We start from the raw sequence: 20,516 nt of genomic DNA on the forward strand, positions 1-20,516 counted from the left end.
CTGAGAGTGCAACACATGCAACGTTCCAACAATGACATCTGGGTCGGCCTGTTCGTGCTGATCGGCGGCGCGGCGCTGCTGTTCCTGGCGCTGCAGTCGGCCAACCTGCTGAGCCTGAACTTCCAGAAGACCTATGCCGTGACCGCACGCTTCGACAACATCGGCGGGCTCAAGCCGCAGACGGCGGTCAAGAGCGCCGGGGTGGTGGTCGGGCGTGTCGAATCCATCACGTTCGACGACAAGAACTTTCAAGCCGCCGTGACGCTGGCGCTGCAAAATCGCTACAGTTTCCCCAAGGACAGCTCGTTCAAGATCCTGACCAGCGGCCTGCTCGGCGAGCAATACATCGGCATCGAGGCCGGCGCCGACGAAAAGACCCTTCAAGCCGGCGATGTCGTGACCGATACCCAATCAGCCGTCGTGCTCGAGAACCTGATCAGCCAGTTCCTGTACAGCAAGGCGGCAGAAGGAAGCAACCCGCCAGCCAACGCCAACAACAACAAGAAATGAAACCACGATCTCCCCTCGCCGGCTCGGCCGCGAGCCATCGCTTCGCCGCGGGTGCGAGGGCCGCGCTGGCCGGCGGGGCCCTCGTCCTGGCCAGCGGCTGCGCGACCGGCCCGAACGCCAATCCCGCCGACCCGCTGGAGCCGCTCAACCGCCAGGTCTACCGCTTCAACAACACGCTCGACGACGCCCTCCTGAAGCCCGCCGCGACGGTCTATGTCAAGGTGCTGCCCTCGCCGGTGCGCTCCGGCGTGAACAATTTCTTCGGCAACCTCTCCGACGTCTGGAGCTTCGTGAACAGCGTGGCGCAGCTCAAGCTGCAGGACAGCGCGCAGACCTTCATGCGCGTGAACGTCAACACGGTCTTCGGCCTCGGCGGGATCCTGGATGTCGCGACCGAACTCGGCATCGACCGCCACAGCGAGGACTTCGGCCAGACGCTGGGCCGCTGGGGCGTTCCGGCGGGCCCGTACCTGATGCTGCCGATTCTCGGCCCCTCCACCCTGCGGGATACCGCCGCACTGCCGGTCGACCTCCGCGGCGACCTGGTGAGCGGCGTGTCGGACATCTCGGTGCGCAACTCGATGTACGCTATCCGCCTGATCGACATCCGGGCCAACCTGCTGCGGGTCGGCCAGCTGCTCGACGATGCGGCGCTCGACCGGTATACCTTCACCCGCGACGCTTTCCTGCAGCGCCGCCGCAACGAAGTGCACGACGGCAACCTGCCCGACGACGGCAACTAGGGCGTTGCGCGGCCGGGGCCATTGCATTCGGTTGCAGGCCCGGGCGCACGATGTGGAACCCTCCGGGTGGGGTGGACTCGAACTCGGTCGGGCGAACGCCTCATTTTTGAATGACAAGGGATTGATTCGATGAACCAGATTCTTCAACGCCGCACCCTGGGACGATGGGCGCTGGGCGGCCTGCTGCTGGCGGGTGCCGCCGCCGGGTTCGTGCGCCCGGCCCTGGCCGCGGACGAGGCGCCCGATGCGCTGGTGAAGCGGCTGTCTTCCGACGTGCTGGACACCATCAAGGCCGACAAGTCGATCAAGGCGGGCGATGTCGCCAAGATCATGCAGCTGGTCGACACCAAGATCATGCCGAACGTGAACTTCCTGCGCATGACGGCCTCGGCCGTCGGTCCGGCCTGGCGCCAGGCCACGCCGGAGCAGCAGAAGCGGCTCGAGGACGCCTTCAAGACCCTGCTGGTGCGCACCTACGCGGGCGCCCTCGACCAGGTCAGCGACCAGACCGTCTTCGTGCGCCCGTTCCGCGGCTCGCCCGACGACAAGGAGGTGCTGGTGCGCACCGAGGTCAAGGGCAGCGGCGATCCGGTCCAGCTCGACTACCGGCTCGAGAAGACCCCGGGCGAGGCCGGCGGCTGGAAGATCTACAACATCAACGTCCTGGGCGTGTGGCTGGTGGATACCTACCGCACCCAGTTCGCGCAGCAGATCAACGCCAAGGGCATCGACGGCCTGATCGCCGCCCTTGAGGCGCGCAACAAGAACAACGGCAAGGGCTGATCGGCCATGCTGGTGCTGCCACCCAAGTTGACGCACGACGAGGCACCGGCCTGCGCCTACATGCTCCAGCGCGGCCTGGCCGGGCAGGCCGGCTCGGCCACGGTGGTCGACGCCAGCGCGCTGGTCCACTTCGACTCCTCGGCGCTGGCGGTGCTGCTGGAGTGCCGGCGCGAGTCCAGCGCGCTCGGGCGCGGCTTTGCGGTCAAGGGGTTGCCGGCCCGCCTGCGCGAGCTTGCCGCCCTGTACGGAATCGCAGGCCTTTTGCCCGCCGCGCCCTGATTGGGCTCGCCCCCAGGTTGCCCGGCACTTCGTGTCCGGGCGCCCACCCCCTGCCGGGGGCAACACCAGCGGCCCGGCAAAGCCGGTTCCGCGGTGTTTCACCAACGGGCCTGGCTCCGCGGGCCGGCCGAAGAGGCCCGGTGCGTGTTCCTGTTCCGCGGCGGCGCGCAGCGCACGCCTGTTCGTGGGCAGTGGCGGAACCGGCTTTGCCGGGCCGCTGACTGCGCCCCCGGTAGGGGGTGGGCGGCTACACGAAGTGAGCCAACCTGGGGGCGAGCTTAAAATAGCGGGCTCTCATGCCCGCGATCTCCTTCCAGTCGGTCTCCAAGACCTATCCCCCCTCACGCCAGCAACGAAGCCAGGGCAAGCCCGGGCTCCGCGCCGTCGATGACGTGAGCTTCCAGATCGAAGAGGGCGAGTTCTTCGGTCTGCTGGGGCCGAACGGCGCCGGCAAGACCACCCTCATCAGCATGCTGGCCGGGCTGTCGCGCCCGACCAGCGGCGCCATCGCGGTCCACGGCTTCGACGTCCAGCAGGACTATGCCCAGGCCCGCCGCCAGCTCGGCGTGGTGCCGCAGGAGCTGGTCTTCGACCCGTTCTTCAACGTCCGCGAGGCGCTGCGGATCCAGTCGGGCTATTTCGGCATCAAGAACAACGACGCCTGGATCGACGAACTGCTGCAGAGCCTCGGGCTGGCCGACAAGGCGGGCGCCAACATGCGCCAGCTCTCGGGCGGCATGAAGCGGCGCGTGCTGGTCGCCCAGGCGCTGGTGCACAAGCCGCCGGTGATCGTGCTGGACGAGCCCACGGCCGGCGTCGACGTCGAGCTGCGCCAGACGCTGTGGCAGTTCGTCGCCAAGCTCAACAAGCAGGGCAGCACGGTGCTGCTGACCACCCACTATCTCGAAGAGGCCGAGGCGCTGTGCCATCGGATCGCGATGCTCAAGCAGGGCCGCGTGATCGCGCTCGACCGCACCAGCGAGCTGCTGCGCTCGGCCGCCAGCAACGTGCTGCGCTTCAAGACCGACGGCATGCTGCCCTGGGCGATCGCCCAGAACGCCCGCATCACGGGCCGCATCGTGCAGCTGCCGGCGCAGAACGCCCATGAAGTCGAGCAGCTGCTGGCGGCGATCCGCGAAGCCGGGCTCGACGTCGAGGACGTCGAGATGCGCAAGGCCGACCTCGAGGACGTCTTCATCGACCTGATGGCAGGCGAGCAGACGCCGCTGGAGGTCGCGCGATGATGATCAACGCCTTGGGCTGGCGCGCGCTCCTCTACAAGGAGACGCTGCGCTTCTGGAAGGTCGGCTTCCAGACCGTCGGCGCCCCGGTGCTGACGGCGGTGCTCTACCTGGCGGTCTTCGGCCATGTGCTCGAAGACCACGTCAAGGTCTTCGGCACGGTGAGCTACACCGCCTTCCTGGTCCCCGGCCTGGTGATGATGAGCGTGCTGCAGAACGCCTTCGCCAACAGCTCGTCGTCGATCATCCAGAGCAAGATCATGGGCAGCCTGGTGTTCGTGCTGCTGACGCCGCTGTCGCACTGGGGCTGGTTCCTCGCCTACGTGGGCTCGTCGGTCGTGCGCGGGCTGGCGGTGGGCCTGGGCGTGTTCATCGTCACGGCCTTCTTCGCGATGCCGGGCTTCGTGGCGCCGTTGTGGATCCTGGTGTTCGCCTTCTTGGGCGCCGCCATCCTGGGCACGCTGGGGCTGATCGCCGGGCTCTGGGCCGAGAAGTTCGACCAGATGGCGGTGTTCCAGAACTTCCTGATCATGCCGATGACCTTCCTGTCCGGCGTGTTCTATTCGATCGGCTCGCTGCCGCCGTTCTGGCAGACGGTGAGCCACCTGAACCCCTTCTTCTACATGATCGACGGCTTTCGCTACGGCTTCTTCGGCATCAGCGATGCATCGCCCTGGCTGAGCCTGGCGATCGTGGGAAGTGCTTGGCTGGTGGTCAGCGCGATCGCCGTCCACCTGCTGCGCATCGGCTACAAGATCCGCGGATGAATGAAACACCCCCGAAGCGCCTGCGGCGCCTCCCCCTTCAGGGGGCGATACCAGCGGCCCGGCAAAGCCGGTTCCGCGGTATCCCTGGCCTTGCGCCGGGCCGGATTCATGCGTCGCGGGTCACGCGATCACACGCTGGAAACTGACATGACTGCCGAAGAACTCCAATCGATCATCCAGGCCGGCCTGGCCTGCGACCACATCACGCTCGAGGGCGACGGCCGGCACTGGTACGCCACCATCGTCTCGCCCGAGTTCGAGGGCAAGCGCCCCATCCAGCGGCATCAGCGGGTCTATGCCACCCTGGGTGCGAAAATGCACACCGACGAAGTGCACGCGCTCTCGATGAAAACCTTCACGCCGGCCGAATGGGCCGGCCAGTCTCGCTAGACCTCCGCTGGATTCCTCATGGACAAACTTCTGATTCGCGGCGGGCGCAAGCTTCGCGGCGAGGTACTCATTTCCGGCGCCAAGAACGCGGCGCTGCCCGAACTCTGCGCGGCCCTGCTGACCGACCGCCCCGTCACGCTGCACAACGTGCCGCGCCTGAAGGACGTCGCGACCATGCTCAAGCTGGTCCACAACATGGGCGTGCGCGCGGAGCGCGACGACAACGGCACGGTGCGCATCGACGCCCGTTCGCTGGAGGTGCCCGAGGCGCCCTACGAGCTGGTCAAGACGATGCGGGCCTCGGTGCTCGCGCTCGGCCCGCTGCTGGCGCGCTTCGGCCGGGCCAAGGTCTCGCTGCCGGGCGGCTGCGCGATCGGCTCGCGCCCGGTCGACCAGCACATCAAGGGCCTGCAGGCGATGGGGGCCGAGATCGTGGTCGAGCACGGCTACATGGTGGCGCGCATCGGCGGTGGCCGCACGCGCCTGCACGGCGCCCGCATCACGACCGACATGGTGACCGTCACCGGCACCGAGAACTTCATGATGGCCGCGGCGCTGGCCGAGGGCGAGACCGTGCTCGAGAACGCCGCCCAGGAGCCCGAGATCGCCGACCTGGCCGAGATGCTGATCGCCATGGGCGCCAAGATCGAGGGCCACGGCACCAGCCGCATCCGCATCCAGGGCGTCGAGCGGCTCGAAGGCTGCACCCACCAGGTGGTGGCCGACCGCATCGAGGCCGGCACCTTCCTGTGCGCCGTGGCCGCGGCCGGCGGCGAGGCGTTCCTGAGGCATGGCCGCGCCGACCATCTCGACGCCGTGATCGAGAAGCTGCGCGAAGCCGGCGCCCAGGTGGCGGCGGTCGAGGGCGGCATCCGGGTGCAGAGCGAGGGCCGGCTCAAGGCCCAGAGCTTCCGCACCACCGAATACCCGGGCTTCCCGACCGACATGCAGGCCCAGTTCATGGCCCTCAACGCGATCGCCGAAGGCACCTCGACCGTGACCGAGACGATCTTCGAGAACCGCTTCATGCACGTCGACGAGATGCTGCGCCTGGGCGCCAAGATCCAGACCGACGGCAAGGTGGCGGTGATCGAGGGCGTGGCGCAGCTGTCCGGCGCCACCGTGATGGCGACCGACCTGCGGGCCTCGGCCAGCCTCGTGATCGCCGGCCTGGTGGCCGAGGGCGAGACGCTGGTCGACCGCATCTACCACCTGGATCGCGGCTACGACCGGATGGAAGGCAAGCTGCGCGGCCTCGGCGCCGACATCGAGCGCGTGGCGGGGCCGGCCGAGGTGCAGCCGTGATCACGCTGGCGCTGTCGAAGGGCCGCATCTTCGAGGAAACCCTGCCGCTGCTGGCCGCGGCCGGCATCGAGGTCACGGAAGACCCCGAGAAATCGCGCAAGCTGATCCTCGCCACCACCCGGCCCGACGTGCGGGTGGTGCTGGTGCGCGCCTCCGACGTGCCGACCTACGTGCAGTACGGCGGCGCCGACCTCGGCGTGACCGGGCTCGACGTGCTGCTCGAGCACGGCAACCAGGGCCTCTACCAGCCGCTCGACCTGCGCATCGCGGCCTGCCGCCTGAGCGTGGCGGTGCGGGCCGACTACGACTACGCCTCGGCCGTGCGGCAAGGCTCGCGGCTCAAGGTGGCGACCAAGTACGTCGGCCTGGCGCGCGAGTTCTTCGCCAGCAAGGGCGTGCACGTCGACCTGATCAAGCTCTACGGCAGCATGGAGCTGGCGCCGCTCACGGGGCTGGCCGATGCCATCGTCGACCTGGTGTCGACCGGCAACACGCTCAAGGCCAACCAGCTGGTCGAGGTCGAACGCATCATGGACATCAGCGCCCGCCTGGTGGTCAACCAGGCCGCGCTCAAGCTCAAGCAAGAGGCGATCCGCCGCATCGTCGATGCCTTCGCATCGGCCCTCCCGACATGAACCTGAAAGCCGCTCCCGCCCGCCTGTCCACCGCATCGGCCACCTTCGAGGCCGAATTCAAGGCGCGCCTGCATTGGTCGGCCGAAGCGGACGCGGCCATCGAGCAGGTGGTGGCCGACATCCTGGCCGACGTGCGACAGCGGGGCGACCAGGCGGTGCTCGACTACACGCGGCGCTTCGACCGGCTCGACGTCGACGGCCTGCAGGCGCTCGAACTCACGGCGGCCGAGCTGCGGGCCGCCTTCAAGGCGCTGCCGGCGGACCAGAAGAGCGCCCTCGAGGCCGCGGCGCGCCGGGTCCGCAGCTACCACGAGGCCCAGAAGAAGGCGAGCGGCGAGAGCTGGAGCTATCGCGATGCCGACGGCACGCTGCTCGGCCAGAAGGTCACGCCGCTGGACCGGGTCGGCATCTACGTGCCGGGCGGCAAGGCCGCCTATCCGTCCAGCGTGCTCATGAACGCCATTCCGGCGCACGTGGCCGGCGTCGGCGAGATCATCATGGTGGTGCCGACGCCGGGCGGCGAGCGCAATCCCCTGGTGCTGGCCGCCGCCCACGTGGCCGGCGTCACGCGCGCCTTCACCATCGGCGGCGCCCAGGCGGTGGCGGCGCTGGCCTATGGCACGGCCACGATTCCGGCGGTCGACAAGATCACCGGGCCCGGCAATGCCTACGTGGCGGCCGCCAAGCGGCGCGTGTTCGGCACGGTCGGCATCGACATGATCGCCGGCCCGAGCGAGATCCTGGTGCTGGCCGACGGCAGCACGCCGGCCGACTGGGTGGCGATGGACCTGTTCAGCCAGGCCGAGCACGACGAGCTGGCGCAGAGCATCCTGCTCAGCCCCGACGCCGGCTACATCGAGCGGGTGCAGCAGGAGATCGACCGGCTGCTGCCCTCGATGCCACGGGCCGCGATCATCGCCGCCTCGCTCAACGGCCGCGGCGCGCTGATCCATACGCGCAGCATGGAAGAGGCCTGCGAGATCAGCAACCGCATCGCACCCGAACACCTCGAGGTCAGCAGCCAGGCGCCGCAGCGCTGGGAGCCGTTGCTCAGGCACGCCGGCGCGATCTTCCTCGGCGCCTACACCAGCGAAAGCCTGGGCGACTACTGCGCCGGCCCGAATCACGTGCTGCCGACCAGCGGCACGGCGCGCTTCAGCTCGCCGCTCGGGGTCTACGATTTCCAGAAACGCTCGAGCCTGATCGAGGTCAGCGAGGAGGGCGCCCAGGCGCTCGGACAGGTGGCCTCGGTGCTCGCCCATGGCGAGGGCCTGCAGGCGCACGCCCGGGCGGCCGAGATGCGGCTGCGCCAGCGCTGATTTCGGTTAGCCTGCGGCCATGAGCAGTTTCGTCAGCTACCTCCGGCGCTACCGGGACCCGCACGGTGCGCTCGGCATGCTCGGGCCGGCCTGCCGGCGCGTCGGCACCGTGCAGCTGGTGCGCGTGCCCATGCATCCGGTGCTGGTCGATGTCGCGCCGCTGCCGCCCCGTGCCAGCGGCCTGCTGGGCAAGCTCTTCGGGCATCTGAGGCTGGTTCCCAGGGCCTGGACGGCGGGCGGGCGGACGCTGTTCATCCGCGAATTCCTGACGGTCCCGCTGTTCCTGGTCGCGCCGGCCCTCTGGCTGCGCCGGCGCTCGCTGTGGTTCCTGTGCCACCACAACGTCGGCCAGGCGGCACGGCATCCGGTGCATCGGCTGATGCTGCGCATCCTCTATGCGGCCGGCTTTCGCTTCGTCGTCTATGAGACGATCGACACCTGGCGCCCGGTCGCGGCGCATCCGGACCCGTCGCGCATCATCGCCATGCCGACGCCGATCCCGGAACTCACCCGCAGCGCGCCGGTGCGCGACCCGGTCGGGCGGAAGATGGTGGTCGGCTTCATCGGCAGCTTCCGGGCCGAGAAGTCGCCGCGCTGGGCGCTCGAGGCCATTGCCGGCGCCAGCGCCGAGGGCCGCTTCACGCCGCCGATCGAACTGCTGGTCGGCACCGCCGACGCCGATTTCCTGGCGCGCTGGAAAGACCGTGCGAGCGTCGTGAACACCGCCCAGCGCGCCGACTACCTGCGCGCGCTCGAGTCCTGCGACGTGGTGGTGCTGCCCTATGACGAGTCGGCCTACAGCTACCGGATCTCCGGCGTGCTGGCGGAGGCGGTCGGGCTGGGCTGCCTGGTGGTGGCGCCCGACCTGCCCGCGCTGCGCGACCAGGTGGGCCTGCCGCTGCCGGCCGGTGTCTGCTACCAGGACCGCGCCGAACTGCTCGACTGCGTGCAGCGGGCGGTCGAGATGGCGCGCCAGCCGGCCCGGGCCGAGGCCGTCCAGGCCCACCGGGCGCACCGCTCGATGGAGGCCGTGACCCGGGCCATTGCACGGATGGGGGCCGCATGAAGCAGGACGCGATGGACCTCCAGAACAGCCGGCACCCGTGGAGCCTGGGCCACAAGCTGCGCCGGGTGATCTGGATGGTCGTCTGGACCCTGCTGGGCCGCCTGGGCCCGCGCGCGCTGTCGCCGCTGCGCGTGCGCCTGCTGCGCCTCTTCGGCGCCCGGGTGGGCCAGGCCGTGCTGGTGTGTCCCGGCGTGAAGGTGCTGATGCCCTGGAACCTGCACATCGGCGACTACACGGCGATCGCCGAGGGCGTGGACATCTACAACTTCGGTGAAGTCCGCATCGGCTCGAACACCTGCGTCTCGCAGGGCGTCTGGCTGTGCACCGGCTCCCACGACTACAACGTTCCCAACTTTCCGCTGATCTGGGACGACATCCAGGTCGGCGACCGGGTCTGGATCGCCGCCCAGAGCTTCATCGGACCGGGCGTCAGCATCGGCGACGGGGCCGTGGTGGGGGCACGCTCGGTCGTGACCCGCGATCTCGAAGCCTGGTCGGTTTCTGCAGGCAATCCATGCGTATTCATCAAGCCGCGCCGGCACGATTAGGCCGCGGCCGGCGCGCGGCCGCGGCCGGCGCGCTGCTGCTGGTGCTGCCGGCGCTCGCCCCGGCGATGTCGATCCGCGAACTGCGCACGCTCGAGGCCAACGAGAAGGACGGCAAGGCCTACGCCAACTACTACCTGGTGGGCGTCATGGAAGGCCTGCGCGAGGCCAACGAGGCCGAGCAGCGCGCCGGCCAGAAGCCGTTGTTCTGCATCAACGGCCGCCGGCTCGAGCCCGTGATGGCGCGCTCCCTCTATCAATCCGAACTGGCGCGCAACGCCGACAGCTACGAGGCCGACATGCCGGTGCAGCTGGTGCTCTCGGCGGCGCTGCGCAACAGCTATCGCTGCAACCCTTGAATCCGAACGAACTGCGAATGACCGCCCCCGAAGATACCCGCCGCGCCCTGGGCCGCATCCGTGCCGACGTGCAGTCCATGCATGCCTATGCCGTGCAGGACGCCCGCGGCCTGCTGAAGCTCGACGCGATGGAAAATCCGCATGGCCTGGCGCCCGCGCTGCAGGCCGCCCTCGGCGAGCGGCTCGGCGCGCTGGCGCTGAACCGCTACCCGGGCGAGCGCGGCGCCGACCTGCAGCGCGCGCTGGCGGCGCACGCCGGCATGCCGGAGGGCTTCGCGCTGATGCTGGGCAACGGCTCGGACGAGCTGATCTCCCTGCTGGCGATCGCCTGCGACCTGCCGGGTGCCACGGTCCTGGCGCCGGTGCCGGGCTTCGTGATGTACGCCATGAGCGCCCAGCTGCAGGGCCTGCGCTTCGTCGGCGTGCCGCTCACCGCCGACTTCGAACTCGACCAGGACGCCATGCTCGAGGCCATCGCCCGCGAGAAGCCGGCCATCGTCTTCCTGGCCTACCCGAACAACCCGACCGCCAACCTCTGGGACGACGCCGTGATCGAGAAGATCGTCCAGGCCCAGGCCGCCCAGGGCGGGCTGGTGGTCATCGACGAGGCCTACCAGCCGTTCGCCGGCCGCAGCTACATCGACCGCGTGGCCCGCCACGGCCACGTGCTGCTGATGCGCACGCTGAGCAAGTTCGGCCTGGCCGGCGCCCGCCTGGGCTATCTGATGGGCCCGGCGGCGCTGGTGGCCGAGATCGACAAGGTGCGCCCGCCCTACAACATCAGCGTGCTGAACTGCGAGTGCGCCCTCTTCGCCCTCGAGCACGCCGATGTCTTCGCCGCCCAGGCGGCGGAGATCCGCAGCCAGCGCGCCGTGGTGGTGGCGCGGCTGGCCCGCCTGCCGGCGGTCCGAAGCTGGCCGAGCGAGGCCAACATGATCCTGATCCGGGTGCCCGACGCGGCAAAGACCTTCGAGGGCATGAAGGCTCGCGGCGTGCTGGTCAAGAACGTTTCTAAAATGCACCCATTGCTCGCCAACTGCCTGCGCCTGACGGTCGGAACCGCCGACGAGAACGCGCAGATGCTCGCGGCCCTCGAAGCCTCACTATGAACACCCCACTGGCACCCGAAGCCGTCATTGCCACCGGCGCGCGCGCGGCGTCCGTCACGCGCAACACGGCCGAAACCAAGATCACGGTCAAGGTCGACCTCGACGGCACCGGCCGCGCCAAGCTGTCGACCGGCATCGGCTTTTTCGACCATATGCTCGACCAGATCGCCCGCCATGGCCTGATCGACCTCGACATCGACTGCCAGGGCGACCTCCACATCGACGGCCACCACACGGTCGAGGATGTCGGCATCACGCTGGGCCAGGCGGTGGCCAAGGCGGTCGGCGACAAGAAAGGCATCCGGCGCTACGGGCATGCCTACGTGCCGCTCGACGAGGCGCTGAGCCGCGTGGTGATCGATTTCTCCGGCCGCCCCGGCCTGGTGATGGACGTGCCCTTCACCAGCGGCATGATCGGCACCTTCGACAGCCAATTGACCTACGAGTTCTTCCAGGGCTTCGTCAACCACGCCTTCGTGACCCTGCACATCGACAACCTCAAGGGCGTCAACGCGCATCACCAGTGCGAGACCGTGTTCAAGGCCTTCGCGCGGGCGCTGCGGGCGGCGCTCGAACTCGATCCGCGCTCCGCGGGCGTCATCCCCTCGACCAAGGGCTCGCTCTGACCGTGTCCACCGCCAACAACACCGTGGCCGTGGTCGACTACGGCATGGGCAACCTGCGCTCGGTGTCGCAGGCCGTGCAGCACGCCGCCGACCAGGTCGGGGTGGAGGTGTTCGTCACGTCCGACCCCGACGTGGTGCGCCGGGCCACGCGCGTGGTGCTGCCGGGGCAGGGCGCGATGCCCGACTGCATGCGCGAGCTGGCCGACTCCGGCCTGCTCGACTCGGTGCTCGAGGCCGCTGCCAGCAAGCCGCTGTTCGGCGTCTGCGTCGGCATGCAGATGCTGTTGTCGCACAGCGACGAAGGCCCGACCGACGGCCTGGGCCTGATCCCGGGCCAGGTCCGGAAGTTCGAACTCGAAGGCCGGCTGCAGCCGGACGGCAGCCGCTTCAAGGTGCCGCAGATGGGCTGGAACCAGGTTTTCCAGACCCGGCCGCACCCGGTCTGGGCCGGGGTGCCCGACCAGAGCTATTTCTATTTCGTCCACAGCTTCTACGCCCGGCCGGCCGATCCTGCGCACAGCGCCGGCGAGGCCGACTACGGCGATCGCTTTACCGCTGCCGTGGCACGCGATAATATTTTCGCGACCCAGTTCCACCCGGAGAAGAGTGCGGACCACGGGTTGCAGCTCTACCGAAACTTCCTCCACTGGAACCCCTGACGCATTGAACGCCTCCACCGTTCGGCCCGGGCCTGTGCCCGCCGGGCCCGTCGGGTTCTGAGTACCATCGCGCTTTTCCCCGTCCGCAATCCCGCACCACCATGCTCCTCATTCCTGCGATCGACCTCAAGGATGGCCACTGCGTTCGCCTCAAGCAAGGCGATATGGACCAGTCCACCACTTTCAGCGAAGACCCGGCCGCGATGGCGCGCAAGTGGCTCGAAGCCGGTGCCCGCCGCCTCCACCTGGTCGACCTGAACGGCGCCTTTGCCGGCAAGCCGCAGAACCATGCCGCGATCAAGGCGATCCTGAAGGCGGTCGGCGACGACATCCCGGTGCAGCTGGGCGGCGGCATCCGCGACCTCGACACCATCGAGCGCTACATCGACGACGGCCTGCGCTACGTCATCATCGGCACCGCCGCGGTCAAGAACCCGGGCTTCCTGAAGGACGCCTGCAGCGCCTTCGGCGGCCACATCATCGTCGGCCTGGACGCCAAGGACGGCAAGGTCGCCACCGACGGATGGAGCAAGCTGACCGGCCACGAAGTCGCCGACCTCGGCAAGAAGTTCGAGGACTACGGCGTCGAGTCGATCATCTACACCGACATCGGCCGCGACGGCATGCTGTCGGGCATCAACATCGACGCCACCGTGCGGCTGGCCCAGGCACTGACGATCCCAGTGATCGCCTCCGGCGGCCTCTCGAACATGGCCGACATCGACCGGCTGTGCGCGGTCGAGGCGGACGGCATCGAAGGCGTCATCTGCGGCCGCGCCATCTATTCGGGCGACCTGGACTTCGCCGCCGCCCAGGCCCGCGCGGACGAACTCGCGGTCTAGGCTATTCCGCCTTGATGGCCATCGCCTGGAGAATCGTCTCCAGCTGCGGGCTCATCGGCAGGTCGAGGCTGGTGCCGGTGGGCAGCTTGCGCAGGAACCAGCGCTTGTACTGGCGCTCGATCTCCCCGTCCTCGGCCAGCACCTGGAAGGTGTCGTTGACCACCTTCGCCATCTCCGGATCGCCCTTGCGGTACATCACGCCGTAGGGGTCGTAGGACAGGAAGTCGCCGACCACCTGGTAGTCGGTCGAGCCCTGGGCGCCGCCCCGGTCCTGCGCGATCAGGCCGTACAGCAGCACCTCGTCGGTCGCGAAGGCTTCCACCTTGCCGGACTTCACGAGCGCGAACGATTCGGCGTGGTCGCGCGAAACGACCAGCTCCAGGCCCAGCTTGAAGCGCGCTGACAGGTCGCGCATGGTCTTCTCGTTGGTGGTCCCGGCGGTCACGGCGACCGGCTTGCCGGCGAGGTCGCGGAAGGACTGGATCGGCGAACCCTTCCTGACCAGCAGCCGGGTGCCCGAGACGAACAGCGTCGGCGAGAAGGCGACCCGCTTCTGGCGCTCGAGGTTGCTGGTGGTCGAGCCGCATTCGAGGTCGACCTGGCCGCTCGCCACGGCATCGATGCGGGTCTCGGCCGTCACCGGCAGCCACCGGATCTCCAGCGTCTTGTGCACCGCATCGCCCATCGCCTCGACCACCGCCTTGCACAGCTCGATCGAGTAGCCGATCGGCTCCTTGCGCGGCGACAGGAAAGAAAACGGCACCGAGGATTCGCGGTAGCCGATCACGACCGCGCCCGCCGCCCGTGCCTTGGCCAGCGTGCCGCTGAGCGCGGCCGGCGTCGCCGGCGTCGGATCGGACTGGGCGAACGCCGCCGGCGCCGCGCCCAGCAGTGCGGCCAGCAGCGCGGCGGTGGTCGCCAGGGCCCGGACGGCGCTCATTTCGGGGCCTCAGGCATGCGCCGGATGGGCGAGGGTGGCGGCGCTTTCGACGTCCATCGCCCGCGCGTTGGCCGCGGCGTCGCTTTCGGAGAGCAGTTCGCCCTCCCATTTGGCGACCACCGCCGTGGCGATCGAATTGCCCACCGCGTTGGTGGCCGACCGGCCCATGTCCAGGAAGGTGTCGACGCCGAGGATCAGCAGCAGCCCGGCCTCGGGGATGTTGAACTGGTTCAGGGTCGCGGCGATCACGACCAGCGAGGCGCGCGGCACGCCGGCCATGCCCTTCGAAGTGAGCATCAGGATCAGCAGCATCGTGAGCTGGGTGCCGAGGGACAGCGGGATGTCGTAGGCCTGGGCGATGAACAGCACGGCGAAGGTGCAGTACATCATCGAGCCGTCGAGATTGAACGAATAGCCCATCGGCATCACGAAGCTGGAGATCTTGCGCTTGACGCCGAAGCGGTCGAGCGCGATCAGGATCTTGGGGTACGCCGCCTCCGAGCTGGCGGTGGCGAACGAGAGCAGGAAGGGCTCCCGGATCAGCTTGAGCAGCGTCACGATGCGCGGCCCGAGGAAGAAGAACCCGGCCAGGGCCAGCAGCCCCCACAGGATGAACAGGCTCAGGTAGAAGCCGCCCATGAAGACCGCGAACTTGAGCAGGATGCCCAGGCCGTTGACCGCGACCGTGGCCGCCATGGCGGCCATGACCGCCAGCGGCGCCAGCTTCATCACGTAGCCGGTGATCTTGAGCATGGCGTGGGAGAGCTCCTCGATCGCGTTGACCAGCGTGCGGGCCTTCTCGCCGAGCGAGGCCAGCGCGACGCCGAAGAACATCGAGAACACGACGATCTGCAGGATCTCGTTGTTGGCCATGGCCTCGACGAAGGACTTCGGCACCACGTGGCCGACGAAATCCTTGAGCGTGAACTTGGAGGTGGCGAGGTTGGCGGACGACCCGATCTCGGGCAGGGGCAGCCCGAGGTCGTGGCCCGGCTGCAGCAGGTTGGCCATCAGCAGGCCCAGCAGCAGCGAGACCAGCGAGGCGGTGATGAACCAGCCCAGCGCCTTGCCGAACACCCGCCCGACCGCGGCCGCGTCGCCCATGTGGGCGATGCCGACGACCAGGGTGGAGAACACCAGCGGCCCGATCAGCATCTTGATCAGGCGCAGGAAGACGTCCGACATGATCGAGATGTAGCCCGCGATCTCGGCGGCGGTCTTCTTGTTCGGGAAGTTGGCGAACACCATGTAGCCAATGGCGATCCCGATCAGCATCGCGATCAGGATCCAGGCGGCCGGCGGCAGTTTCCTTCTCATGGAGGCGCTCCTCGTTGCGAGTTGTTCTGAAGCGGAATCCGTGTCGCCGGTGCCCCACCGCAAGCGCCGGCCAAACCTAGAATCGGGCCATGACCCTCCAAGCCCTCGTCTTTCGTGGCCAGCCGGCCGTGCGGCTGGCGCTGCCCGGCGGCGACAGTTGCACTGTAGCGCTGCACGGCGCTCATGTGTTGTCGTGGACCACGGCCGATGGCGTCGAACGGCTCTATCTGAGCCCCGAGGCCCGCTTCGACGGCCAGAGCCCGATCCGCGGCGGCATCCCGGTCTGCTGGCCGCAGTTCAACCAGCGCGGCCCGCTGCCCAAGCACGGCTTTGCCCGCAACCTGCCCTGGACGGCCGAGCCGCAGGCCGACGGCCAGCCCGACACCGTCGTGCTGGCCCTGCGCGACGGCGCCGCCACCCAGGCGCTCTGGCCGCACGCGTTCCGGGCCCGGCTGGCCGTCACGCTGGGCGCGCGTTCGCTGCGCGTCGCCCTGGCGATCGACAACATGGGCGGCGAGCCGTGGTCCTTCGCGGCCGCGCTGCACAGCTACCTGCGGGTCGACGAAGCCACCGAGGCCCGGCTCGAGGGCCTGCAGGGCGCCAACCGCTGGGATGCGGTGCGCGACGACCGCCATGTCGAGATGGCACCGGCGCTGGCCTTCGGCAGCGAATTCGACAGCGTCTACGCCGCGCCCGCCCGGCCGCTGCGGCTGGTCCAGCCTTCGGGCACACTCGAGATCTCGCAAAGCGCGAGCTGCACCGAGACCGTGGTCTGGAACCCGGGCCCGCTGCTCGCCGCCAAGCTCGACGACCTGCCCGACGACGGCTGGCGCCACATGCTCTGCGTCGAGGCCGCCCGCATCGACGAACCCGTGCTGCTGGCGCCCGGCGCCCAATGGCAGGGCTGGCAACAGCTCAGGGTCGCCTGAACCTCTTTCGCTCGAACCACACCATGCTTGCCAAACGCATCATTCCCTGCCTCGACGTCACCGGCGGCCGCGTCGTCAAGGGCGTCAACTTCGTCGAACTGCGCGACGCCGGCGACCCGGTCGAGATCGCGGCCCGCTACAACGCGCAGGGCGCCGACGAACTGACCTTCCTCGACATCACCGCCACCAGCGACGGCCGCGACCTGATCCTGCCGATCATCGAGGCGGTGGCCTCCCAGGTCTTCATTCCGCTGACCGTCGGCGGCGGCGTTCGCACGGTGGCGGACGTCCGCCGACTGCTCAATGCCGGAGCCGACAAGACCAGCTTCAATTCGGCCGCGATCGCCGATCCGCGGGTGATCGAGGACGCTTCGCAGAAATACGGCGCCCAGTGCATCGTGGTGGCGATCGACGCCAAGCGGCGCACGCCCGAGGATGCCGCCCGGTGCGGCCCGGGCTGGGACGTCTACAGCCACGGCGGGCGCAAGAACACCGGCCTCGATGCGGTGCAGTGGGCGGTCGACATGGCGCGCCGCGGCGCCGGCGAGATCCTGCTGACCAGCATGGACCGCGACGGCACCAAGATCGGCTTCGACCTCGAACTCACGCGGGCCGTGAGCGATGCCGTCAGCGTGCCGGTGATCGCCTCCGGCGGTGTCGGCAGCCTCGAGCACCTGGCCGACGGCATCCAGACCGGCGGCGCCGATGCCGTGCTGGCGGCGAGCATCTTCCACTATGGCGAGTTCACCGTCGGCGAAGCGAAGCGGCAGATGGCCGCGCGCGGCATCCCGGTGCGTCTGTGACCGACAATAGCCCGATGAACTGGCTCGACGAAGTGAAATGGGACGCGAACGGCCTGGTGCCGGTGATCGCGCAGGAACAGGGCAGCAACGACGTGCTGATGTTCGCCTGGATGGACCGCGAGGCGCTGGCCCGGACGGCGGAGCTCGGCCGCGCCGTGTACTTCAGCCGCTCGCGCCAGAAGCTCTGGTTCAAGGGCGAAGAGTCGGGCCACGTCCAGACCGTGCACGAGATCCGGATCGACTGCGACAACGACGTGGTGCTGCTCAAGGTCACGCAGCAGGGCCACGAGCCCGGCATCGCCTGCCACACCGGCCGCCACAGCTGCTTCTTCAGCAAGTACGAGAACGGCCAGTGGGTCGCGACCGAGCCGGTCTTGAAAGACCCGGCCTCGATCTACACATCGTCCCCCAGATGAGCACCGAACCCCGCAACGCCGAAGACGCCCTGGCGCGCCTGGCCGCCGTGATCGAAAGCCGGCTGCCGGCGCGCGGCGGCGACCCCGACAAGAGCTACGTTGCGCGCCTGCTGCACCGCGGCCCCGACGCCTTCCTGAAGAAGATCGGCGAGGAGGCGACCGAGGTCGTGATGGCGGCCAAGGATGCCGACCACGGCGGCGACCGCGCCAAACTGGTGAACGAAGTGGCCGACCTGTGGTTCCACAGCATGGTGGCGCTGGCGCACTACGGCTTCTCGCCGGCCGACGTGGTGGCCGAACTGGAGCGCCGCGAGGGCACCAGCGGCATCGAGGAAAAGGCCCTGCGCAAGGCGCAGGACCGCGAAGCTTCCAACGACTGAAAGGAGCGCACGCCATGCCCAACGACATCGTGACCGTCGAGCCCGACGATTCGCTCAAGACCTGGGGCTGGGTCAGCTACATCCTGCACCTGGCGGTGGCGATCGGCGCCGTGCTGCCCGGCGCCCAGGCCTCGATCGGCCTGCTGGTGATCGCGCTGGTGATCGACCTGGTCAAGCGCGATGACGCCGCCGGCACCTGGCAGGCGTCGCACTTCAGCTGGCGCATCCGCTCGGTGCTGTGGGCCGGCGTGCTGTACGTCCTGACCTCGTGGCTCTGGCTGCTCTTCCTGGTACCGGGCTGGATCGCCTGGGCCCTGATTTCGCTTTGGTTCCTCTATCGCATCATCAAGGGGATGGTGCGCATGAACGCGGGCCGCCCCATGGATACCAGCCATGTCATCTGACCCGAACTGCATCTTCTGCAAAATCATCGACGGCAAGATCCCCTCGCGCAAGGTGTACGAGGACGACGAACTGTTCGTCTTCCACGACATCGCGCCCTGGGCGCCGGTGCATTTCATGATCGTCCCCAAGCGCCACATCCCGTCGATGGCGCAGGTCACGGCCGACGACGCGGCGCTGCTGGGCCGGATCATGACCCTGGCGCCCAAGCTGGCGATCGAGCAGGGCTGCCGGCCGTATCCCGAGGGCGGATTCCGCATCGTGGTCAATACCGGCGCCGAGGGCGGCCAGGAGGTGCACCATCTCCATGTGCACGTCATGGGCGGTCCGCGGCCCTGGCTGCGCGGCTGAAAGCCATCCTTTCGGCCGGTCATTCGGCCCCGACTAAAATGCGACACATTCTTCAGGAGTAATCCATGGGTTCACTTTCCATCTGGCACTGGCTGATCGTGCTGCTCGTCGTCGTGATGATCTTCGGCACCAAAAAGCTGCGCAACATGGGTTCCGACCTGGGTGGCGCCGTCAAGGGCTTCAAGGACGGCATGAAGGACGGCGCGAGCAGCGACGCCCCGGCCGCCACCACCGGCCCGACCGCCCAGGTGAGCGGCAACAGCACCGCCGACAAGACGACGATCGACGTCGAAGCGCGTCAGAAGTCCTGAGCCAGACCGTTCCGTGATCGATCTCGGCATCTCGAAGCTGGCCCTGATCGGCGCCGTGGCGCTGATCGTCATCGGGCCTGAGAAGCTGCCGCGCGTGGCGCGCACCGTCGGCACCCTGCTCGGCAAGGCGCAGCGCTACGTCAACGACGTCAAGGCCGAAGTCAACCGGTCGATGGACCTCGACGAACTGCGCAAGATGAAAGACACCGTGCAGGAGGCTGCGCGCGACGTCGAGCAGAGCATCCAGTCTGGCGCCAGCGACTTCGAGAAGCAGTTCTCCGAAAGCGGCCAGACCTTGTCGGCGCTGTCGGACACCACGCCCGTCTATCCCGAGTACAAGCACCCACGCAAGAACTGGCGCCTGAAGCAGGGCGCCACGCCGCAGTGGTACAAGGCGCGCAACGGCGTGCGCACCAAGGCGCTCTCGGGCGCGGCGCGCGTCGCCCGCTACCGCCCTCACAAAATCAATTAGGCGCCAAAGCAAGCGAAGGGCGGCGCGCAGCGTGCGCCGACCTCTGAGCGCAGCGTCCCCACATGGCCGATCCCACAGACAAGAACAAAGAAGACGAACTGGCCGGCACCGAGCAGCCTTTCGTCCAGCACCTGATGGAGCTGCGGGATCGCCTGCTCTATTGCGTCTACGGCCTGGTCGTGGCCGGTGTGCTGCTGGCCATCTGGCCCGGTCCGGCCGGGCTGATCGACATGATCGCGGTGCCGATCCGCGCCCACATGCCGCCGGATGCCAAGCTGATCGCCATCGGCGTCTTCTCGCCGTTCTTCGTGCCGCTCAAGGTGCTGGCGATGACGTCCGTGCTGCTGGCGCTGCCCTGGCTCATGTACCAGACCTGGATGTTCGTGGCGCCCGGCCTCTACAGCCACGAGAAGAAGTTCGCGCTGCCGCTGATCTTCTTCGGCAGCCTGCTGGCCTACGGCGGCATCGCCTTCGTGCAGTTCTTCGTGCTGGACAAGATGTTCGGCTTCATCCAGAAGTTCACGCCGCCCTCGGTCAACGCGACGCCCGACATCTCGTCCTACGTGGAGGCGATCCTGTCGCTCTACATCGCCTTCGGGGTCGCCTTCCAGGTGCCGATCGTGGTGATGCTGCTGGTGCGCTTCGAACTCGTCACGATCGAGAAGCTGCGCTCGTTCCGCGGCTATTTCATCGTGCTGGCCTTCGTGGTCGCCGCGGTGCTGACGCCCCCCGACGTGGTCTCGCAGCTCGCGCTGGCGATCCCGATGTGCCTGCTGTATGAGGTCGGCATCATCGGCGCCCGCTACTTCACCCGGTACAGCAAGCCGCCAGAGGAAAGGGCCGACTCGGCCCAGTCCTGAAACACCCCCCGAAGCGCCTGCGGCGCCTCCCCCCTTGAAGGGGGCGATACCAGCGGCCCGGCAAAGCCGGTTCCGCGGTATCCCCGGCATTGGGCCGCGCCGGTTTCATGGGTCGCGCGCGTGGCACACCAAGCGCGGTGCCGGCAGGGCCGGCCTG

The 20,516-nt window shown here is 68.5% G+C and carries 28 protein-coding genes; 26 read left to right on the forward strand and 2 right to left on the reverse strand.

Features of this window, described 5'->3' with window-relative positions:
• Positions 1-15 precede the first annotated feature (15 nt).
• The 17 genes from mlaD to hisA all read left to right on the forward strand — a co-directional run bounded on the left by mlaD (position 16) and on the right by hisA (position 13,178).
• On the forward strand, positions 16-510 hold the full coding sequence (mlaD, locus tag QTI33_RS05720) for an outer membrane lipid asymmetry maintenance protein MlaD (RefSeq protein ID WP_286504821.1): 495 nt from the start codon (positions 16-18) through the stop codon (positions 508-510).
• The gene (locus QTI33_RS05725) at positions 507-1,253 is read left to right on the forward strand and encodes an MlaA family lipoprotein (RefSeq protein ID WP_286504822.1); all 747 of its coding nucleotides are present in this window, start codon (positions 507-509) and stop codon (positions 1,251-1,253) included. Before mlaD ends, QTI33_RS05725 begins: the two co-directional genes overlap by 4 nt.
• Before the next feature lie 129 nt (positions 1,254-1,382).
• Complete coding sequence (locus QTI33_RS05730; RefSeq protein ID WP_286504823.1) at positions 1,383-2,036, forward strand: MlaC/ttg2D family ABC transporter substrate-binding protein; 654 nt, start codon at positions 1,383-1,385, stop codon at positions 2,034-2,036.
• 6 nt (positions 2,037-2,042) lie between these two features.
• On the forward strand, positions 2,043-2,315 hold the full coding sequence (locus QTI33_RS05735) for an STAS domain-containing protein (RefSeq protein ID WP_286504824.1): 273 nt from the start codon (positions 2,043-2,045) through the stop codon (positions 2,313-2,315).
• Between the two features lie 296 nt (positions 2,316-2,611).
• Positions 2,612-3,559: an ABC transporter ATP-binding protein gene (locus QTI33_RS05740; protein ID WP_286504825.1), complete on the forward strand. Its 948-nt coding sequence runs from the start codon at positions 2,612-2,614 to the stop codon at positions 3,557-3,559.
• The gene (locus QTI33_RS05745; protein ID WP_286505134.1) at positions 3,559-4,323 is read left to right on the forward strand and encodes an ABC transporter permease; all 765 of its coding nucleotides are present in this window, start codon (positions 3,559-3,561) and stop codon (positions 4,321-4,323) included. Before QTI33_RS05740 ends, QTI33_RS05745 begins: the two co-directional genes overlap by 1 nt.
• Before the next feature lie 147 nt (positions 4,324-4,470).
• The gene (locus QTI33_RS05750) at positions 4,471-4,713 is read left to right on the forward strand and encodes a BolA family protein (protein ID WP_286504826.1); all 243 of its coding nucleotides are present in this window, start codon (positions 4,471-4,473) and stop codon (positions 4,711-4,713) included.
• Between the two features lie 18 nt (positions 4,714-4,731).
• Positions 4,732-6,018: a UDP-N-acetylglucosamine 1-carboxyvinyltransferase gene (murA, locus tag QTI33_RS05755; RefSeq protein WP_286504827.1), complete on the forward strand. Its 1,287-nt coding sequence runs from the start codon at positions 4,732-4,734 to the stop codon at positions 6,016-6,018.
• The gene (gene hisG, locus QTI33_RS05760; RefSeq protein ID WP_286504828.1) at positions 6,015-6,653 is read left to right on the forward strand and encodes an ATP phosphoribosyltransferase; all 639 of its coding nucleotides are present in this window, start codon (positions 6,015-6,017) and stop codon (positions 6,651-6,653) included. Before murA ends, hisG begins: the two co-directional genes overlap by 4 nt.
• A complete protein-coding gene (gene hisD / locus QTI33_RS05765) occupies positions 6,650-7,972 on the forward strand; it encodes a histidinol dehydrogenase (RefSeq protein WP_286504829.1) in 1,323 nt (440 codons plus the stop codon). Before hisG ends, hisD begins: the two co-directional genes overlap by 4 nt.
• Positions 7,973-7,991: 19 nt before the next feature.
• Positions 7,992-9,038, forward strand: coding sequence for a glycosyltransferase (locus QTI33_RS05770; RefSeq protein ID WP_286504830.1), 1,047 nt, complete (start codon positions 7,992-7,994; stop codon positions 9,036-9,038).
• Complete coding sequence (locus QTI33_RS05775) at positions 9,035-9,586, forward strand: WcaF family extracellular polysaccharide biosynthesis acetyltransferase (protein ID WP_286504831.1); 552 nt, start codon at positions 9,035-9,037, stop codon at positions 9,584-9,586. The genes QTI33_RS05770 and QTI33_RS05775 overlap by 4 nt, the downstream gene beginning before the upstream one ends.
• A complete protein-coding gene (locus tag QTI33_RS05780; protein WP_286504832.1) occupies positions 9,553-9,942 on the forward strand; it encodes a hypothetical protein in 390 nt (129 codons plus the stop codon). The genes QTI33_RS05775 and QTI33_RS05780 overlap by 34 nt, the downstream gene beginning before the upstream one ends.
• A gap of 17 nt (positions 9,943-9,959) precedes the next feature.
• Positions 9,960-11,051, forward strand: a complete 1,092-nt coding sequence (hisC, locus tag QTI33_RS05785; protein ID WP_286504833.1) for a histidinol-phosphate transaminase — start codon at positions 9,960-9,962, stop codon at positions 11,049-11,051.
• Positions 11,048-11,677 (forward strand): imidazoleglycerol-phosphate dehydratase HisB, encoded by a 630-nt coding sequence (hisB, locus tag QTI33_RS05790; protein WP_286504834.1) that lies wholly within the window; start codon positions 11,048-11,050, stop codon positions 11,675-11,677. The genes hisC and hisB overlap by 4 nt, the downstream gene beginning before the upstream one ends.
• Before the next feature lie 2 nt (positions 11,678-11,679).
• The gene (gene hisH / locus QTI33_RS05795; RefSeq protein ID WP_286504835.1) at positions 11,680-12,336 is read left to right on the forward strand and encodes an imidazole glycerol phosphate synthase subunit HisH; all 657 of its coding nucleotides are present in this window, start codon (positions 11,680-11,682) and stop codon (positions 12,334-12,336) included.
• Positions 12,337-12,437: 101 nt separating this feature from the next.
• The gene (gene hisA, locus QTI33_RS05800; protein WP_286504836.1) at positions 12,438-13,178 is read left to right on the forward strand and encodes a 1-(5-phosphoribosyl)-5-[(5-phosphoribosylamino)methylideneamino]imidazole-4-carboxamide isomerase; all 741 of its coding nucleotides are present in this window, start codon (positions 12,438-12,440) and stop codon (positions 13,176-13,178) included.
• Position 13,179: 1 nt separating this feature from the next.
• On the opposite strand, the gene QTI33_RS05805 is transcribed toward hisA, so the two are convergent.
• Positions 13,180-14,118: an amino acid ABC transporter substrate-binding protein gene (locus QTI33_RS05805; RefSeq protein WP_286504837.1), complete on the reverse strand. Its 939-nt coding sequence runs from the start codon at positions 14,116-14,118 to the stop codon at positions 13,180-13,182.
• Positions 14,119-14,127: 9 nt separating this feature from the next.
• Positions 14,128-15,435 carry a dicarboxylate/amino acid:cation symporter gene (locus QTI33_RS05810; protein WP_286504838.1) on the reverse strand — a complete coding sequence of 436 codons (1,308 nt, stop codon included), beginning with the start codon at positions 15,433-15,435 and terminating at the stop codon, positions 14,128-14,130.
• 89 nt (positions 15,436-15,524) lie between these two features.
• Here QTI33_RS05810 and QTI33_RS05815 point away from each other — a divergent pair, with 89 nt between their 5' ends.
• From QTI33_RS05815 to tatC, 9 genes are all read left to right on the forward strand, one after another.
• On the forward strand, positions 15,525-16,364 hold the full coding sequence (locus tag QTI33_RS05815; protein WP_286504839.1) for a D-hexose-6-phosphate mutarotase: 840 nt from the start codon (positions 15,525-15,527) through the stop codon (positions 16,362-16,364).
• 23 nt (positions 16,365-16,387) lie between these two features.
• Entirely contained in the window at positions 16,388-17,167 is a 780-nt protein-coding gene (hisF, locus tag QTI33_RS05820; RefSeq protein WP_286504840.1) for an imidazole glycerol phosphate synthase subunit HisF, read from the forward strand.
• 14 nt (positions 17,168-17,181) lie between these two features.
• A complete protein-coding gene (gene hisI, locus QTI33_RS05825) occupies positions 17,182-17,583 on the forward strand; it encodes a phosphoribosyl-AMP cyclohydrolase (RefSeq protein WP_286504841.1) in 402 nt (133 codons plus the stop codon).
• Complete coding sequence (locus QTI33_RS05830) at positions 17,580-17,963, forward strand: phosphoribosyl-ATP diphosphatase (RefSeq protein WP_286504842.1); 384 nt, start codon at positions 17,580-17,582, stop codon at positions 17,961-17,963. The genes hisI and QTI33_RS05830 overlap by 4 nt, the downstream gene beginning before the upstream one ends.
• A gap of 14 nt (positions 17,964-17,977) precedes the next feature.
• Complete coding sequence (locus QTI33_RS05835; protein WP_286504843.1) at positions 17,978-18,367, forward strand: DUF4870 family protein; 390 nt, start codon at positions 17,978-17,980, stop codon at positions 18,365-18,367.
• The gene (locus QTI33_RS05840) at positions 18,357-18,716 is read left to right on the forward strand and encodes a histidine triad nucleotide-binding protein (protein ID WP_286504844.1); all 360 of its coding nucleotides are present in this window, start codon (positions 18,357-18,359) and stop codon (positions 18,714-18,716) included. The genes QTI33_RS05835 and QTI33_RS05840 overlap by 11 nt, the downstream gene beginning before the upstream one ends.
• A gap of 65 nt (positions 18,717-18,781) precedes the next feature.
• Positions 18,782-19,027, forward strand: coding sequence for a Sec-independent protein translocase subunit TatA (tatA, locus tag QTI33_RS05845; protein ID WP_286504845.1), 246 nt, complete (start codon positions 18,782-18,784; stop codon positions 19,025-19,027).
• 13 nt (positions 19,028-19,040) lie between these two features.
• On the forward strand, positions 19,041-19,499 hold the full coding sequence (gene tatB / locus QTI33_RS05850; RefSeq protein WP_286504846.1) for a Sec-independent protein translocase protein TatB: 459 nt from the start codon (positions 19,041-19,043) through the stop codon (positions 19,497-19,499).
• A 62-nt stretch (positions 19,500-19,561) separates the two neighbouring features.
• On the forward strand, positions 19,562-20,359 hold the full coding sequence (gene tatC / locus QTI33_RS05855; RefSeq protein WP_286504847.1) for a twin-arginine translocase subunit TatC: 798 nt from the start codon (positions 19,562-19,564) through the stop codon (positions 20,357-20,359).
• Positions 20,360-20,516 lie beyond the last annotated feature (157 nt).

The organism is Variovorax davisae, from assembly GCF_030316845.1.
GTDB lineage: Bacteria > Pseudomonadota > Gammaproteobacteria > Burkholderiales > Burkholderiaceae_C > Variovorax > Variovorax davisae.

What these genes read in the sequence shown, in the direction of transcription:
- QTI33_RS05835 (WP_286504843.1), top strand. Translation starts at nt 17,978, where the DNA reads ATGCCCAACGACATCGTGACCGTCGAGCCCGACGATTCGCTCAAGACC.
- hisB (WP_286504834.1), top strand. Translation starts at nt 11,048, where the DNA reads ATGAACACCCCACTGGCACCCGAAGCCGTCATTGCCACCGGCGCGCGC.
- hisD (WP_286504829.1), top strand. Translation starts at nt 6,650, where the DNA reads ATGAACCTGAAAGCCGCTCCCGCCCGCCTGTCCACCGCATCGGCCACC.
- QTI33_RS05815 (WP_286504839.1), top strand. Translation starts at nt 15,525, where the DNA reads ATGACCCTCCAAGCCCTCGTCTTTCGTGGCCAGCCGGCCGTGCGGCTG.
- QTI33_RS05730 (WP_286504823.1), top strand. Translation starts at nt 1,383, where the DNA reads ATGAACCAGATTCTTCAACGCCGCACCCTGGGACGATGGGCGCTGGGC.
- QTI33_RS05770 (WP_286504830.1), top strand. Translation starts at nt 7,992, where the DNA reads ATGAGCAGTTTCGTCAGCTACCTCCGGCGCTACCGGGACCCGCACGGT.
- hisC (WP_286504833.1), top strand. Translation starts at nt 9,960, where the DNA reads ATGACCGCCCCCGAAGATACCCGCCGCGCCCTGGGCCGCATCCGTGCC.
- QTI33_RS05725 (WP_286504822.1), top strand. Translation starts at nt 507, where the DNA reads ATGAAACCACGATCTCCCCTCGCCGGCTCGGCCGCGAGCCATCGCTTC.
- QTI33_RS05750 (WP_286504826.1), top strand. Translation starts at nt 4,471, where the DNA reads ATGACTGCCGAAGAACTCCAATCGATCATCCAGGCCGGCCTGGCCTGC.
- QTI33_RS05735 (WP_286504824.1), top strand. Translation starts at nt 2,043, where the DNA reads ATGCTGGTGCTGCCACCCAAGTTGACGCACGACGAGGCACCGGCCTGC.
- tatA (WP_286504845.1), top strand. Translation starts at nt 18,782, where the DNA reads ATGGGTTCACTTTCCATCTGGCACTGGCTGATCGTGCTGCTCGTCGTC.
- QTI33_RS05840 (WP_286504844.1), top strand. Translation starts at nt 18,357, where the DNA reads ATGTCATCTGACCCGAACTGCATCTTCTGCAAAATCATCGACGGCAAG.
- QTI33_RS05780 (WP_286504832.1), top strand. Translation starts at nt 9,553, where the DNA reads ATGCGTATTCATCAAGCCGCGCCGGCACGATTAGGCCGCGGCCGGCGC.
- mlaD (WP_286504821.1), top strand. Translation starts at nt 16, where the DNA reads ATGCAACGTTCCAACAATGACATCTGGGTCGGCCTGTTCGTGCTGATC.
- hisF (WP_286504840.1), top strand. Translation starts at nt 16,388, where the DNA reads ATGCTTGCCAAACGCATCATTCCCTGCCTCGACGTCACCGGCGGCCGC.
- QTI33_RS05810 (WP_286504838.1), bottom strand. Translation starts at nt 15,435, where the DNA reads ATGAGAAGGAAACTGCCGCCGGCCGCCTGGATCCTGATCGCGATGCTG.
- hisI (WP_286504841.1), top strand. Translation starts at nt 17,182, where the DNA reads ATGAACTGGCTCGACGAAGTGAAATGGGACGCGAACGGCCTGGTGCCG.
- QTI33_RS05805 (WP_286504837.1), bottom strand. Translation starts at nt 14,118, where the DNA reads ATGAGCGCCGTCCGGGCCCTGGCGACCACCGCCGCGCTGCTGGCCGCA.
- QTI33_RS05740 (WP_286504825.1), top strand. Translation starts at nt 2,612, where the DNA reads ATGCCCGCGATCTCCTTCCAGTCGGTCTCCAAGACCTATCCCCCCTCA.
- QTI33_RS05830 (WP_286504842.1), top strand. Translation starts at nt 17,580, where the DNA reads ATGAGCACCGAACCCCGCAACGCCGAAGACGCCCTGGCGCGCCTGGCC.
- QTI33_RS05745 (WP_286505134.1), top strand. Translation starts at nt 3,559, where the DNA reads ATGATCAACGCCTTGGGCTGGCGCGCGCTCCTCTACAAGGAGACGCTG.
- murA (WP_286504827.1), top strand. Translation starts at nt 4,732, where the DNA reads ATGGACAAACTTCTGATTCGCGGCGGGCGCAAGCTTCGCGGCGAGGTA.
- tatC (WP_286504847.1), top strand. Translation starts at nt 19,562, where the DNA reads ATGGCCGATCCCACAGACAAGAACAAAGAAGACGAACTGGCCGGCACC.
- hisA (WP_286504836.1), top strand. Translation starts at nt 12,438, where the DNA reads ATGCTCCTCATTCCTGCGATCGACCTCAAGGATGGCCACTGCGTTCGC.
- QTI33_RS05775 (WP_286504831.1), top strand. Translation starts at nt 9,035, where the DNA reads ATGAAGCAGGACGCGATGGACCTCCAGAACAGCCGGCACCCGTGGAGC.